The sequence below is a fragment of the Pantoea sp. S62 genome (assembly GCF_016658625.1).
Lineage (GTDB): Bacteria > Pseudomonadota > Gammaproteobacteria > Enterobacterales > Enterobacteriaceae > Pantoea > Pantoea vagans.
In genome coordinates, this window is the sequence record NZ_JACVVI010000006.1 from 142501 (window position 1) to 156327 (window position 13827).

15 protein-coding genes are annotated in these 13827 nt (G+C 56.8%); 7 read left to right on the top strand and 8 right to left on the bottom strand.

Going from position 1 to position 13827, the window contains the following annotated elements:
* Positions 1–11: 11 nt before the first annotated feature.
* Positions 12–1124, bottom strand: a complete 1113-nt coding sequence (locus IBT54_RS11425) for a branched-chain amino acid ABC transporter substrate-binding protein (protein WP_013359345.1) — start codon at positions 1122–1124, stop codon at positions 12–14.
* A gap of 395 nt (positions 1125–1519) precedes the next feature.
* Here IBT54_RS11425 and panM point away from each other — a divergent pair, with 395 nt between their 5' ends.
* Positions 1520–1915 carry an aspartate 1-decarboxylase autocleavage activator PanM gene (gene panM, locus IBT54_RS11430; protein ID WP_013359346.1) on the top strand — a complete coding sequence of 132 codons (396 nt, stop codon included), beginning with the start codon at positions 1520–1522 and terminating at the stop codon, positions 1913–1915.
* Positions 1916–1975: 60 nt separating this feature from the next.
* Here the strand turns inward: panM and rpoH are convergent, their stop codons facing one another.
* From rpoH to ftsY, 4 genes are all read right to left on the bottom strand, one after another.
* Positions 1976–2833, bottom strand: coding sequence for an RNA polymerase sigma factor RpoH (gene rpoH, locus IBT54_RS11435; RefSeq protein ID WP_003852201.1), 858 nt, complete (start codon positions 2831–2833; stop codon positions 1976–1978).
* 239 nt (positions 2834–3072) lie between these two features.
* On the bottom strand, positions 3073–4062 hold the full coding sequence (ftsX, locus tag IBT54_RS11440) for a permease-like cell division protein FtsX (protein WP_013359347.1): 990 nt from the start codon (positions 4060–4062) through the stop codon (positions 3073–3075).
* The gene (gene ftsE, locus IBT54_RS11445; protein ID WP_201252176.1) at positions 4052–4720 is read right to left on the bottom strand and encodes a cell division ATP-binding protein FtsE; all 669 of its coding nucleotides are present in this window, start codon (positions 4718–4720) and stop codon (positions 4052–4054) included. The genes ftsX and ftsE overlap by 11 nt, the downstream gene beginning before the upstream one ends.
* Before the next feature lie 5 nt (positions 4721–4725).
* Positions 4726–6420: a signal recognition particle-docking protein FtsY gene (ftsY, locus tag IBT54_RS11450; protein ID WP_201252208.1), complete on the bottom strand. Its 1695-nt coding sequence runs from the start codon at positions 6418–6420 to the stop codon at positions 4726–4728.
* A 231-nt stretch (positions 6421–6651) separates the two neighbouring features.
* On the opposite strand from ftsY, the gene rsmD reads away from it, so the two are divergent.
* Both rsmD and IBT54_RS11460 read left to right on the top strand, forming a co-directional pair.
* Positions 6652–7251, top strand: coding sequence for a 16S rRNA (guanine(966)-N(2))-methyltransferase (gene rsmD, locus IBT54_RS11455; protein ID WP_033784206.1), 600 nt, complete (start codon positions 6652–6654; stop codon positions 7249–7251).
* On the top strand, positions 7241–7513 hold the full coding sequence (locus IBT54_RS11460) for a DUF1145 family protein (RefSeq protein ID WP_003852192.1): 273 nt from the start codon (positions 7241–7243) through the stop codon (positions 7511–7513). Before rsmD ends, IBT54_RS11460 begins: the two co-directional genes overlap by 11 nt.
* 24 nt (positions 7514–7537) lie before the next feature.
* Here the strand turns inward: IBT54_RS11460 and IBT54_RS11465 are convergent, their stop codons facing one another.
* Positions 7538–7894: a DUF2500 domain-containing protein gene (locus tag IBT54_RS11465; RefSeq protein WP_147789612.1), complete on the bottom strand. Its 357-nt coding sequence runs from the start codon at positions 7892–7894 to the stop codon at positions 7538–7540.
* A gap of 137 nt (positions 7895–8031) precedes the next feature.
* Here IBT54_RS11465 and IBT54_RS11470 point away from each other — a divergent pair, with 137 nt between their 5' ends.
* Positions 8032–8661, top strand: coding sequence for a lysoplasmalogenase (locus tag IBT54_RS11470; RefSeq protein ID WP_013359353.1), 630 nt, complete (start codon positions 8032–8034; stop codon positions 8659–8661).
* Between the two features lie 93 nt (positions 8662–8754).
* Positions 8755–11031: a zinc/cadmium/mercury/lead-transporting ATPase gene (locus IBT54_RS11475; RefSeq protein WP_201252177.1), complete on the top strand. Its 2277-nt coding sequence runs from the start codon at positions 8755–8757 to the stop codon at positions 11029–11031.
* Positions 11032–11083: 52 nt separating this feature from the next.
* Here IBT54_RS11475 and tusA read toward each other — a convergent pair whose 3' ends face one another.
* Entirely contained in the window at positions 11084–11335 is a 252-nt protein-coding gene (gene tusA, locus IBT54_RS11480) for a sulfurtransferase TusA (RefSeq protein WP_201252178.1), read from the bottom strand.
* A gap of 204 nt (positions 11336–11539) precedes the next feature.
* Between tusA and IBT54_RS11485 the strand changes: the two genes are divergently transcribed.
* Together IBT54_RS11485 and IBT54_RS11490 are read left to right on the top strand one after the other, a co-directional pair.
* Entirely contained in the window at positions 11540–12205 is a 666-nt protein-coding gene (locus tag IBT54_RS11485; protein WP_033784210.1) for a 7-cyano-7-deazaguanine/7-aminomethyl-7-deazaguanine transporter, read from the top strand.
* A 117-nt stretch (positions 12206–12322) separates the two neighbouring features.
* On the top strand, positions 12323–12877 hold the full coding sequence (locus IBT54_RS11490) for a DcrB family lipoprotein (RefSeq protein WP_033734745.1): 555 nt from the start codon (positions 12323–12325) through the stop codon (positions 12875–12877).
* 49 nt (positions 12878–12926) lie between these two features.
* Here the strand turns inward: IBT54_RS11490 and iolE are convergent, their stop codons facing one another.
* The gene (iolE, locus tag IBT54_RS11495; RefSeq protein WP_013359357.1) at positions 12927–13823 is read right to left on the bottom strand and encodes a myo-inosose-2 dehydratase; all 897 of its coding nucleotides are present in this window, start codon (positions 13821–13823) and stop codon (positions 12927–12929) included.
* Between the last annotated feature and the right edge of the window lie 4 nt (positions 13824–13827).

A 13827-nucleotide genomic window follows, 5' to 3' on the forward strand; every position in this document is an offset into this window, starting at 1 on the left:
AACAGCCTGGTTTATTTCACAGCGGTCGAGGTGCCATCGGCATGCCATTTGAAGACGCCGAATTCAAAGCCCTTGAGATCGCCCTTCTCATCCCAGTTCAGGTTGCCCATCACGGTTGGGACCGCAGCGCCTTCCTTGAGGTTTTTCACGATAGCGTCCGGCTCTGCGCTCTTGCTGCGCTCCATGCCGGTTGCCAGCGACTGCAGTGCTGCATAGGTGGTCCAGACGAACGGGCCGGTCGGATCCAGTTTCTTCGCTTTCAGCGCGTCCACAATCGGTTTGTTGGTTTCAACCTGGTCGTAGCGTTTCGGCAGAGTCACCAGCATGCCTTCAGAGGCTGCACCGGCGATGTTCGACAGCGAGGCGTTACCCACGCCTTCTGGTCCCATAAATTGAGTTTTCAGACCCGCAGCGCGCGCCTGACGCACGATCTGCCCCATTTCCGGGTAGTAACCGCCGAAATAGACGAAATCGACGTTCTCTTTCTTGAAGCGGGCCACCAGCGTAGAGAAATCTTTATCGCCTGCGGTGATCCCTTCAAACATTACGATATTGGCGCCCTGCTTTTTCAGGCTCTCCTGCACGGAGCGCGCCAGGCCTTCGCCATACTGCTGTTTGTCATGCACCACAGCGATACGCTGCGGTTTCAGCTCGGTCATTACGTATTTCGCGGCGGTCGGCCCTTGATCGGAGTCGAGGCCGGTGGTGCGCATAATCAGTTTATAGCCACGGGAAGTCAGGTCAGGTGCGGTCGCGGCCGGGGTGATCATCAGCACGCCTTCATCTTCATAGATGTCAGACGCCGGCTGGGTGGAGGAAGAGCAAAGGTGGCCGATGACGTAGCGGATGCCGTCGTTAATCACCTTGTTCGCGACCGCAACCGCCTGTTTCGGATCACAGGCGTCGTCATATTTCACCGCCACCAGCTTGTTGCCGTTAACGCCGCCTTTGGCATTGATATCTTCAATCGCCTGCGTTGCACCGGCGAACTGCATGTCGCCGTACTGCGCCACCGGACCCGACATTGCGCCGACAATGGCCACTTTGATATCTTCAGCCAGCGCCGCATGGCTCATCGCCAGTGCTACACATCCCGCCAGTAATGCGCGACCTTTCATTTTCATCCTGACTACCCCATTTGTTTTGTCGTGTATGTTGTGAGTGCTTGCGTTGCCAGATAAAGTCGAAAACTGATTAATGATGAATGAGTTAGCGTACTTTTCTGACATTTATTAGTAATAAGGCTTTATTTTTCAGGTTATTAAACAGGAAGTTTCTTCTGTAAATCAACTGACACATTCAGAATTGACCGGGTTAAACAGCATAATACACTGGATGCAACGGCCGGTTTATAACCACTTTGCCAGCGCGTTATGCTGGATTGATCGCCCGCTATCCAGGTTTACTCCTGTTATCCTGGCATCCAGGCCATCTTTTGACCTGTTTTATTGATGAAAATGTGGCGGCCCTCTGGTTGTATACTTTCGCTACACTTTCCCCTTTTTTAGAGGTTTTTGTTATGAAGCTCACTATCCAGCGCCTGACCGCGCTGACGCCGCAGGACCGCATCGATCTTGGCAAAGTCTGGCCGGATCTGGAGATGGAAAAACTGGAACAGGGTTTGAGTGAGTCTCATCGTCTTTACGCGGCGCGTTTTAACGATCGCCTGCTGGCGGGTTTGCAGCTGGAAATTTCCGGCATCCACGGCAAGGTTCACCGGCTGGCGGTGCGCGATGTCACCCGGCGACGCGGGGTAGGCCAGTATTTGCTGGAGGAGACGATCAGGCAGAATGGTTCAATCGCGGACTGGTGGATTGCCGATGATGGCAGTGACGATCAGCAGGTACGCGCGGCGTTTATGCAGGCGTGTGGCTTCAGGGCGCAGAGTGACGGCTGGATACGGGCGGCAGACTAGCCGGACGCAGAAAACAAAAAGGGCGACATCATCTGTCGCCCCTTAAGGTGTTGAAGTGCGTTACGCTTCAATCGCCATACGCAGTTTCTTCATGGCGTTCTTTTCCAGCTGCCGGACACGTTCGGCGGATACGCCGTACTGATCGGCCAGCTCCTGCAGCGTGGTTTTATTGTCTTCGTCCAGCCAGCGGGCGCGAATAATGTGCTGACTACGCTCATCCAGACCTTCCATCGCATAGCTCAGCTTGTCAGCCGCGTGCGCATCCCAGTTATCCTCTTCGATGCCGTCGGCAAAGTCAGAGGTTTTATCCTGCAGATACAGCACCGGTGCCATAGAACGGCCTTCGCTGCTCTCGTCGTCGGCAGACATATCAAAGGTCATATCCTGCGCGGCCATACGCGATTCCATTTCGCGCACGTCTTTGCTGCTTACGCCCAACTCGCGCGCAACCATCTCGACTTCGTCCTGATTGAACCAGCCCAGACGCTGCTTGGTTTTACGCAGGTTAAAGAACAGCTTACGCTGTGCTTTGGTGGTCGCGACTTTCACGATACGCCAGTTACGCAGCACGTATTCGTGAATCTCCGCTTTAATCCAGTGCACGGCGAACGAAACCAGACGCACGCCCACTTCAGGGTTGAAGCGACGCACCGCTTTCATCAGGCCGATGTTACCTTCCTGGACCAGGTCAGCCTGTGGCAGACCATAGCCGGAGTAATTACGAGCGATATGAACTACAAAGCGTAGGTGTGACAGGATCAGCGTCTTAGCTGCTTCCAGATCGCCCTGGTAATGCAGCCGTTCAGCCAGCGCTTTTTCCTCTTCTGCCGAAAGCATCGGCCAGGTATTCGCCGCCCGGACGTAAGACTCCAGGTTGCCAAGAGGAGCAATAGCTAAAGTTTGCATTTCTTTGGTCATTCAAACCCTCACAAATTCAGTGGAATTGCCGCACATTTCCCTGCGCAGACGATACATTACGTCAACGTCACGCGAGATCCGAAAGCAATCTGTGCTACTTAGAGTGATAAAGTTATCCACAAGTTCAATTATAGCAGTGAATATTTTACACACAGATGACAGGAAGGGAAGAGGGGAAAATCCTCTGCACCCACCATCGGTAGCAGAGGACCATTATAACAAAAAAATGTTGCAGGCGTTTACTGCGGCGTAAATCGACGTAAATGTTGTACCGTCGCCAGCCAGGCTGCGACCCAGCCGATGATGGCCGCAATCAGCAGCAGCAGTAGCGCTTCATCCCAGGAAAAGCCTTCCAGCGAGAAAGTGGTACCAAATACGGTTGCCACACTGGCGACGACCGACTGCAGACGCAGCACCAGCACTTCTGACAGCAGCAGCGACAGCACTGCCCCACTGAAGCCCAGCAGCGCTCCGCCGTAGAGGAACGGACGCAGGATAAAGCCGTCAGTGGCACCAATCAGCTTCTGCACGTTAATGGTGTCGCGCCGGGCAAAGATGCTAAGACGGACGCTGTTACCGATCACCAGGAAGACCGCTACAATCATCAGCACGCCAATCATTGAGGCGATTTGCCCCACCAACCCAGTCAGCGCCGCCAGCCGCGCAAACCAGCTGTCATCCATTCGCACTTCATCCACGCCCTGCACTTTGCTCACCCGATCGCGCAGGCTCTGCATGGTGTCTGAGTTCTGGAAGTTGAGCTTAGGCGTGATGATGGCCACCGCAGGCAGCGGATTCTGCTCCAGCATATCCATTGCGCCACCAAAGCCTGACCAGTTACGGAATTCGTTCAGCGCCTCTTCCCGCGTCAGGTAGTTGACGTTATCCACGCCTTCAACCTGCTTGAGCTGTGCCACCACATTTTCTGCCGCCGTATCATCCAGCGTTTTGGAGAGATAAACGGTCAACTGCGGCGCCGGGTACCACTGCGTGGCCGCCTGGCTGACGTTTTTCCACACCATGTAGCAGACGCTGGGCAGCGTCAACGAAATGGCGATGACCATCACCGTCAGCAGCGTCGCTAGTGGCTGACGCCACATGTCCGAAAGTGTGCCGCGCAGCGCATAGCGCCACTGCTCCTGCCAGCCGCCCTTCAGCGCTTTACTCTTCGACTTCGACGGCTGCTTCGCTTTCGGTGCAGCCGGACGTTTAATACGTTTATTGACCATCGTGGCCTCCGTGCAGACGTCCCTGATTCAGCGTCATCATCCGGTAGTTGCGTCGGGCGATCAGGCCGCTGTCATGCGTCGCCATCAGGACGGTGACGCCGACGCGGTTAAACTCTTCGAACAGGCGCAGAATGTCTTCTGACAGCGCGTCGTCCAGGTTACCAGTCGGTTCATCGGCCAGCAGCACGGCCGGCTTGTTCACCACCGCACGGGCGATGCCCACACGCTGCTGTTCACCGCCCGAAAGCTGAATCGGATAACTTTTCGCTTTGTCGAGCAGGCCCACTTTATCCAGCGCCGCCGAAACGCGACGACGGATATCCTCACCGCTGGCACCGGAAATAATCAGCGGGATCGCCACATTGTCATAAACCGACCGATCCATCAGCAGGTGGTGATCCTGGAAGATCATGCCAATCTGACGACGCAGGAAAGGCACCTCACTGTTACCCAGGCGGGAAATGTCATGGCCGCTGAACCAGATTTTTCCGGCACTCGGGCGCTCAATGCCACAAATCAGCTTCAGCAAGGTACTTTTACCGGCACCGGAGTGGCCGGTCAGAAACGCCATTTCGCCGGGACGCAGATGGAAATCTACCCCCTGCAGCGCCTGACGTCCGCCGAGATATGCCTTACTGACCTCTTCAAAGCGAATCATCCTAATTAGTCCTCTCGGGCAAACAGTGCCTCAATAAAATCTTCCGCCTTAAACGGCCGTAAATCTTCAATGCCTTCACCGACGCCGATGTAGCGAATCGGGATACCGAACTGATCGGCCACCGAGAAGATCACGCCGCCTTTGGCGGTGCCATCCAGCTTAGTGAGCGCAATCCCGGTCAGGCCGACGGCTTCATTAAACAGTCGGGCCTGGCTGACCGCATTCTGTCCGGTGCTGGCATCCAGCGTCAGCATCACTTCGTGAGGCGCGGAATCATCCAGCTTTTTCATCACGCGGGTAATTTTCTTCAGCTCTTCCATCAGGTGCGATTTGTTCTGCAGACGACCCGCCGTATCGGCAATTAGCACGTCAACGCCGCGTGATTTCGCGGCCTGAATGGCATCGAAGATCACCGAAGCGGAATCTGCGCCGGTATGCTGCGCAATGACCGGAATGTTATTACGCTGGCCCCACACCTGCAGCTGCTCAACCGCCGCGGCACGGAAGGTATCACCGGCCGCTAACATCACGGACTTGCCCTCGGCCTGATACTGGCGCGCCAGCTTACCGATGGTAGTGGTTTTACCCACGCCATTGACGCCCACCATCAGGATGACAAACGGCGTTTTGCCTGACACGTCCAGTGGCGCATCCACTTTCGCCAGAATCGAGGCCATCTCTGCTTTCAGCAGGCCGTAGAGCGCTTCCGCGTCACGCAACTGCTTGCGGTTTGCCTGCTGGGTAAGGTTGGTGATGATGCGGCGCGTGGTATCCACGCCCACATCCGCAATCAGCAACTGCTCTTCCAGCTCGTCAAACAGGTCATCATCAATCTTTTTGCCACGGAACAGGCTGACAAAACCGGAACCGAGGTTCTGACGGGTCTTGACCAGGCTGCGCTTCAGGCGGGCAAAGAAACCCTCTTTGCTAGGACGCTCCTGCTCCTGCACGATGAGCGGTGCGGCGGCCAGCGGCAGATCGCTGACGGTATCGGATAACGACTCAGTCGGTTCCTGGTCAGTGACGTCGGCGTCACCCAGTGCCAGTGCGGTCAGCTCTTCCTCGGTCAGCGGCGCATCTGCTTCGCTATCCTGAGTTTCCGCGATCGCTGCGTCATCCAGCACCTGTGGCGTGAGCACTTCGTTGTTTAACGGTGCTTCGCTGTGCGGGGGTTCGACGATCTCTGCATCGCCCAGCGCCAGCGCCGTCAGCTCTTCTTCGCTTAACGGTGCCTCGGTTTCGCTGTGCGGGATGTCAACGATCTCTGCGTCGCCGAGCGCCAGTGCCGTCAGCTCCTCTTGGCTTAACGGCGCGTCTGCGGGTTCCGCATCAGCGATCGGCGTAACCACATCGTCGGCGTCGATAACCGGCGTCGCGTCATGTTCAGGTGCAGCAACTTCCAGTAGCGCTTCAGGGTCGGCCTCAATCGGCTCAGCCTCATCCAGCACCGCAGGTGCTGATTCATGCGGCGCTGCCGCAGTGACTTCCGCCTCACGCTGCTGTCCGGCCACCGTTTCGGTGATGACGACAGTCTCTTCCGCTTGTGCTTCAGCCTGGCTTAATGCCGGGGCTTCCTGTTCTGTCTGCTGCTGTTCGGGCTGAGCGACCTCTGGTGTCTGCTCCTCCGCTGCAGGTTGTTTCTCTTCCTCTTTGCCAAATCCCAGCCAGGAAAAAAAGCCACGTTTTTTCTCTTTTGCCATTGTGTGACGACACTCCTCGATGGCTTTGTCCCGGTCGCGCGTGGTTTCCAGGGGTAAATCAATGAAATTGGTCAGCGCCAGACCGGCGTAAACCGCAGAATAATGCATGACTTCAGCAACTCAGTAGTCTAACACTTTCCAGCCAGCTCACCACAGCACCCTTTTTTAACGTTTCTTCTCACCGATTCGCCCGTTAAACTACGCAACAAATTATGACGAGTTGTGAGCAAGATGAATAAAAACCCCCGCAGTACAGGCGGTGCCGGGCAGATTCGCATCATTGGCGGTCAGTGGCGCGGACGCAAATTGCCGGTGCCGGACAGCGCCGGACTGCGCCCGACCACCGATCGGGTTCGCGAGACGCTGTTTAACTGGCTGGCCCCGGTGCTGCCAGAAGCGCGCTGCCTTGATTGCTTTGCCGGTAGCGGCGCATTAGGACTGGAAGCGCTGTCGCGTTACGCGGGATCGGCGACGTTGCTGGAACTGGAACGTCCGGTGGCACAGCAGTTAACAAAAAATCTGCAGACGCTGCGCGCTACGAATGCCACCGTGGTTCAGACCAATGCGCTAAACTGGCTGGCACAGGCGGGTACACCCTTTGACGTGGTGTTTATCGATCCGCCGTTTCGTCAGGGATTGCTGGAGCAGACGCTACAGTTGCTGGAGCAGAATAACTGGCTGGCCGATCAGGCGCTGATTTACGTCGAAAGTGAAGTGGAAAATGGCGCACCGCCGGTGCCGCCAGAGTGGGATCTTTATCGCGAGAAAATAGCCGGACAAGTGGCTTATCGTTTGTATCAACGTCAACAGGAGACGCAGGATGTTACTTAATTTGGGGCGTCTGTTGATGCTATGCGTGTGGGGATTTTTACTGGCTAATCTGGTCCATCCCTACCCGAAGCCACTGACTTATTTTATCAACGTTGCACTGATCTTCATGATCCTGATGCATGGTCTGCAACTGGTATTACTGCGCACGACGCAGACCAAAGATGCACCGCCGATTGACCGCGTCACCCAGGCGAAAGTGTTTCTGTTTGGCGTGTTTGAACTGGTCGCCTGGCAGAAGAAAAACTTCCCACGCAAAAAGTAGTGTCGGGCGGGCGCAATGCCCGCCTTACTGCACGGGCGTGAAGCTGATAAAGCGCGTGCCCTGCATCTTCAGCTCTCCTCTCGCGCCTTTATCCAGCTGATGATACTCCCCCTCTTTAAGCTGCACTTTGATGTCGCTGTCACCGTTCAGCGGATGAAACAGCACCTCATACCGCATCTCTTCCCCGGCGATGACTTCACGCTGCCGTGAACGACGATTAGGCGAAGGGAATTCACGCTTAGTTTTGACTTCAGCCTGCAGAGCACGCGTGGGGGAGGCATCATTCACCGCAGCCTCACGCCGTTGCTTAATAAACTGACGACTCGCCAGCACAGCGATAGTCGCCAGAACGATGATAAAGATTAACGGTGGTTTGCTCATAGCGCTCTCATGCCTGTTAAATCAGGCGGCAAAGCATACAACCAGAGTTGCCTGATTGTCACATCTCAGAGGCTTAACCTAAACTGGAAGTGATATTTTGGGATCTTTCACCATTTTGAGTAAAAAAGGGAGAAACAATGCTCTGGTCTTTCCTCGCTGTACTTTTCTCCGGCTGGCTCTATGTCGATGCCACCTATCGCGGCCCACAATGGCAGCGCTGGCTGTTTAAGCCCGTCACGCTGCTGCTGCTGGTCGGGCTCGCCTGGCAGGCTCCGGTGCTGCAAACCACGGACTATCTGATTCTGGCCGGTCTGGTTGCGACACTGGTCGGTGATGCGTTAACGCTGCTGCCGCGTCAGCAGATGCTCTATGCCGTCGGGGCGTTTTTCCTGTCGCACCTGCTCTATACGCTCTGCTTCGCCGCCAGTATGACCATGACCTTCTTCTGGCCGATTCCGCTGACGCTGCTCATCATCGGTGCCGCCCTGATTGGCATTATCTGGAGCCGACTGGAGGATCTGCGCTGGCCTGTCTGCACCTTTATTGGCATGACGGTAGTGATGACCTGGATAGCGACCGAGCAGTACTTCTTCCGTCCGACCGATTACAGCTTCTCGATCATGGTCGGTGCCGGTCTGCTGCTGCTGGCCAACGCGGTCTGGTTTATCTCGCACTATCGTCGTCGCTTCAGCGCTGACAGTGCGATTGTGGCCGCCTGCTACTTTGCCGGTCACTTTATGATCGTGCGTTCACTGTGGGTCGTCTGAAAAATTAGTCTTGACTCTGGAGTTCACTCCAGAGTGTAGGATAAGGGATGAGCAACGTTGCTCATCCCGCGACTCTTACACTCCGGAGGTCATATGCATCAACATCACGCCTGTGGCTGCGGCAAACCGCGTGCCAGCCACGCCGCAGCAAAACCGCTGTGCCAGGTTCGTCAGGCCCGTCCACTCTCCCTTTCTATTCATGCTGCTACGCCCGTGACGGCGGATACGGCAGGCTGCTGCTGTGACTGCAACAGCAGCCCTGGCAATGAGGCCGACACTGCTGAGGAAAGCGACCGGCGAGGTGCCTGGCCCTTTAGCTGGCAGGTCAGCGGCATGGATTGCCCGGGCTGCGCCCGCACCATTGAAACCGCCGTCCGCCAGGTAAAAGGCGTGACCAATGCCCGCGTGCTGTTCAGCAGCGAGAAGCTGGTGGTGAACGCTGACAACGATGTACAAAGCGCCGTTGAACAGGCGGTAAAAAAAGCCGGTTTCCAGCTTGCTACACCTTCGGAGACGCCGTCCGCAAGCTCGCGCTGGCAGCAGAACCGGATACTGATTTTGCTGGCGCTGCTGGTGCTCGCCAGCAGCGTTCTCAGCCAGTTTGCACCCGTCTGGGGCGATCGGCTGTTTGTGCTGACCACCCTGGTCGGCCTGGTCCCGGTCGCGCGCGGTGCCTGGCAGCGTCTGCGCAGCGGATCGCCTTTTACCATTGAGACATTAATGACGCTGGCGTCGGCAGGCGCGTTGATCATTGGCGCGCATGCAGAAGCCGCCATGGTGCTGGTGCTGTTTCAGCTGGGCGAACAGCTGGAAAGCTATGCCGCGTCCAGGGCACGCAGCGGCGTCACCAGCCTGATGGCGTTGCGGCCTGAATCAGCGATTCGCCTGGAACAAGGCAAGCGCAGTGAGGTGCCGCTGGCGGCGCTGCAACCGGGTGATGTGATTGAAGTCGCGGCGGGCAGCCGTTTGCCGGTCGATGGTTGTTTAATCAGCCCGCTCGCCAGTTTCGATGAGAGCGCGCTGACCGGTGAGTCACTGCCGGTCACCCGCGCCAGCGGTGAAAAAATCCTGGCCGGTGCCACCAGCGTGGATCGGCTGGTGACGCTGGAAGTGGTGTCGAAACCGGGGGAAAGCGCGATTGACCGTATCCTGCAGCTGATTGAGGAAGCAGAAACGCACCGTGCGCCGGTTGAACGCTTTATCGATCAGTTCAGCCGCATCTATACGCCGCTGGTGATGCTGCTGTCGCTGCTGGTGATGGTCGTGCCACCCCTGCTCTTCGCAGGCGACTGGCAGCCGTGGATCTACAAAGGACTGACCCTGCTGCTGATTGGCTGCCCCTGTGCGCTGGTGATCTCTGTGCCAGCCGCGATTACCTCAGGGCTGGCTGCGGCGGCGCGTCAGGGTGCACTGATTAAAGGTGGTGCGGCGCTGGAACGCCTGAGTTCGCTGCGCAGGATGGCCTTTGATAAAACCGGCACCCTGACGCTGGGCAAGCCCCAGCTGACGCAGATCCTGCGGTTTGGCACAGCTAGCGAGTCAGAGATGCTGGCGTTAAGCGCTGCGGCGGAACAGGGTGCGACCCATCCGCTGGCCAGCGCTATCGTGGCGGCCGCGCAGGCGCGTGATCTGGTCATTCCTGACGCGCAGGCTCAGCAGGTGCAGGCGGGACGCGGCATCAGTGCGCGGGTCTCAGGCCAGCAGATTCAGCTGCTGACGCCCGGCCATACGCCCGGCCTGACGCCGCAGCAAAGCGCGCAGATTGCGCAGCAGGAAGCCGAAGGTGAAACCCTGGTGGTACTGATGCGCGATGGCGAGGCGCTCGGTGCGCTGGCCCTGCGCGATCAGCTGCGCGACGATGCCGTGGAGGCGTTAAAAGCGCTGAAAAAGCTGGGCATTGAGAGCCTGATGCTGACCGGCGATAACCCGCGCGCGGCAGCAACCATTGCCCGCCAGCTCGATATTGATTATCGCGCCAGCCTGCTGCCCGCCGATAAGGTGGCGGCCATCCGTGAACTGAGTCAGCAGCAGCCGCTGGCGATGATCGGAGATGGCATTAACGACGCCCCGGCGATGAAAGCGGCGACGCTGGGCATTGCGATGGGCAGCGGCACCGATGTCGCGCTGGAAGCGGCCGATGCGGCCCTGACGCGGAATCAGCTCAGCAACCTGGCCCCGATGATTGCGCTGGCGCGTCGTACGCGGCGCATCATCCGCCAGAATATCGGCATTGCGCTGGGGCTGAAGGCGATTTTCCTGGTCACCACCCTGCTGGGTCTGACCGGACTCTGGCTGGCGGTGCTGGCAGATTCCGGTGCGACCGCGCTGGTCACCGCCAACGCGCTGCGGTTACTGCGGCGCCGTGACTGAGTAAAAGGCTCTGTCTGAAGAGTAGGGTTAACGGCGGCCTGAACGGCTGCTATTAACCCGCCATACCTTTGCGGATCAGAAACTGATAGGGCAGCGCGTCGGTCTGCTGTGCCAGCAGGCCATGTTCCATGAAGCGGCAGAAGCCGGGAATATCGCGGGTCGTCGCCGGATCATCGGCGATAATCAGTAACGTCTCGCCATCCTGCAGGCTGCGTACGGTTTTGCGCACCATCATCACCGGCTCCGGGCAACGCAGGCCACGGGCGTCCAGCTGATGGTCGGCAGAGGAAAAAGCATCGCTCATAATCAACTCGGTTCAGGTAAGGGGCGCTCATTCTAGCGCGTGTTGGCGGTGAAGCAAGGCGATAACGATTGCGTTAAAATTAACCATTGCATAAAAAGCACAACGCGGTAATATGCCGCCGCTTTTTGCTCATAAAACTGCCAGGCGCTGCCCGAACGGCGTCCCGCAATGGGTTCCCTCACCCCAACATTAAAAAGGTTGAATATGCTCGCATTTTCTTCACGTCAGCGCATGCATGCGCTTTTCTGGTTATCGCTGTTTCACCTGCTGGTGATCACCTCCAGTAACTACCTGGTTCAGTTGCCGATCTCTGTCTTTGGCTTCCACACCACATGGGGTGCGTTCAGCTTTCCGTTTATCTTCCTGGCGACCGATCTCACCGTGCGTATTTTTGGCGCACCGCTGGCCCGACGCATTATTCTGGCCGTGATGATCCCGGCGCTGTTTATCTCTTACGCTGTCTCGGCGCTGTTCTATCAGGGTGAATGGCAGGGCTGGCAGGCGCTGGAAGTGATGAACCTGTTTGTTGCCCGTATCGCCTGCGCCAGCTTTATGGCTTATGCACTGGGTCAGATCCTCGACGTTCATGTATTTAACCGTCTGCGTCGTCTGCCTCAGTGGTGGATAGCACCCGGCTGCGCCATGTTCCTGGGGAATATCAGCGATACGCTGGCCTTCTTCTTTATCGCCTTCTATAAAAGCCCCGATGCGTTTATGGCGCAGCACTGGGTCGAGATCGCCCTGGTGGATTACAGCTTCAAGGTGCTGATCTGCATGGTCTTCTTCCTGCCCGCCTACGGCGTGCTGCTCAATGCCGCGCTAAAACGTCTGGCTGAACGCCAGACCGCCCGCCAGGTCAATTTCGGCTAAGAACTTATATAATTTCCGCCATTACCCGCTAAGATCTTCTGACAATCATCAGGTTGCGTTTGCAACCTGATTCCTGTTGTATTAATGCCTGACTGGAAACTTAAAAAAGGGATTCTGATGCGCAACCTGGTGAAATATGTAGGAATGGGTTTACTGGTACTTGGCCTGGCGGCCTGTGACCAGAAGAAAGATGAAGCGGCGAACGACAACGGCGTCAGTGCCAGTCAGTCGGCGCAGACCGTCACGCTGATGGATGGCAAACTGAGCTTCTCACTGCCACCAGGCATGTCAGATAAAAGCGGTAAACTGGGTTCGCAGACCACGAACATGCATGTGTATGCGGATGAAACCGGAGCCCGCGCGATTATTGTGATTGCCGGTGACCCGACCAGTGACGGGCTGGATGTGCTGTCGAAGCGCATGGAACAGCAGCAGCGCAACCGCGATCCGCAGCTGCAGGTGGTGTCGAACAAATCTGTGACGCTGAAAGATCAGCCCGCACAGCAGCTGGATACCGTGATTTCTGCCAACAACCAGACTTCATGGTCTTCCGTGGTTCTGGCAAAAGTGGATGGCAAACTGGTGACGCTGCAGATTACGCTGCCAGGCGATAACCAGCAGCAGGCCCAGAGCGATGCTGACAGCATTGTGAAAAGCATTACGCTGAAGTAAAACAAAAGGCGGGCTTCCCACAGGGAAGCCCGCCTTTATTCAGAGCACGTTATAACCCTGTATTTTCCCGGATATATTTCCGCGCTTTCACCGCATACTCAAACGGATTGGCCAGCGCCGGATCCTGCTCCGCTTCCACCACCATCCAGCCTTTGTAGCCGAAATCGTCCAGGATTTTAAACACTGGCTTAAAGTCGATCACGCCATCGCCCGGCACGGTAAAGGTGCCCTTTTTCACCCCTTCCAGGAACGAGAGATGATTCTCGCGTACCTCAGCGACCACCTCATCACGCACATCCTTGAGATGCACGTGGAAGATGCGCGGCAGATATTTTTCCAGTACCGCCAGCATCTTCTGCTGGGAGCCTTCGGAGTAGTAGACGTGGCCGGTGTCATAGAGCAAACCAACCTGCTCGTCGGTCATCGCCATAAACCGGTCGATCTCTTCAGTGGTCTGAATGCCGGTGCCCATGTGGTGATGCAGCGTCACGCGCATCCCCTTCTCTGCTGCGATGCGAGCCAGTTCGTTGTAGCCCTCTGCGGTTAACCGCCACTCTTCATCGCTGAAAATCGCTTTCTCTTCAAACACTGCCAGCGTGGTGCCCTGAATACTTTTACTCTGCTCAGAACAGCCAATCACCCGCGCGCCCATCGCATGCAGGAAGTTCATATGCTCGATGAACTGTTCGATGGTTTTCTCTTTGTCGCCGTTGGCAAAAAAGGTGCTGAACCAGGCGTTGCAGATTTCGATGCCGCGAATATCGAGCATCGGTTTCAGAATCGCCGGATCGCGCGGATATTTGCTGCCCACTTCGCTGCCGGTAAAGCCCGCCAGCGCCATCTCACTGACGGTCTGCTGGAAGGTATTTTCACTGCCGAGATCCGGCATGTCATCGTTGGTCCAGCCGATCGGCGCGATCGCCAGTTTTACATTCTCTTTGTTCATCTTC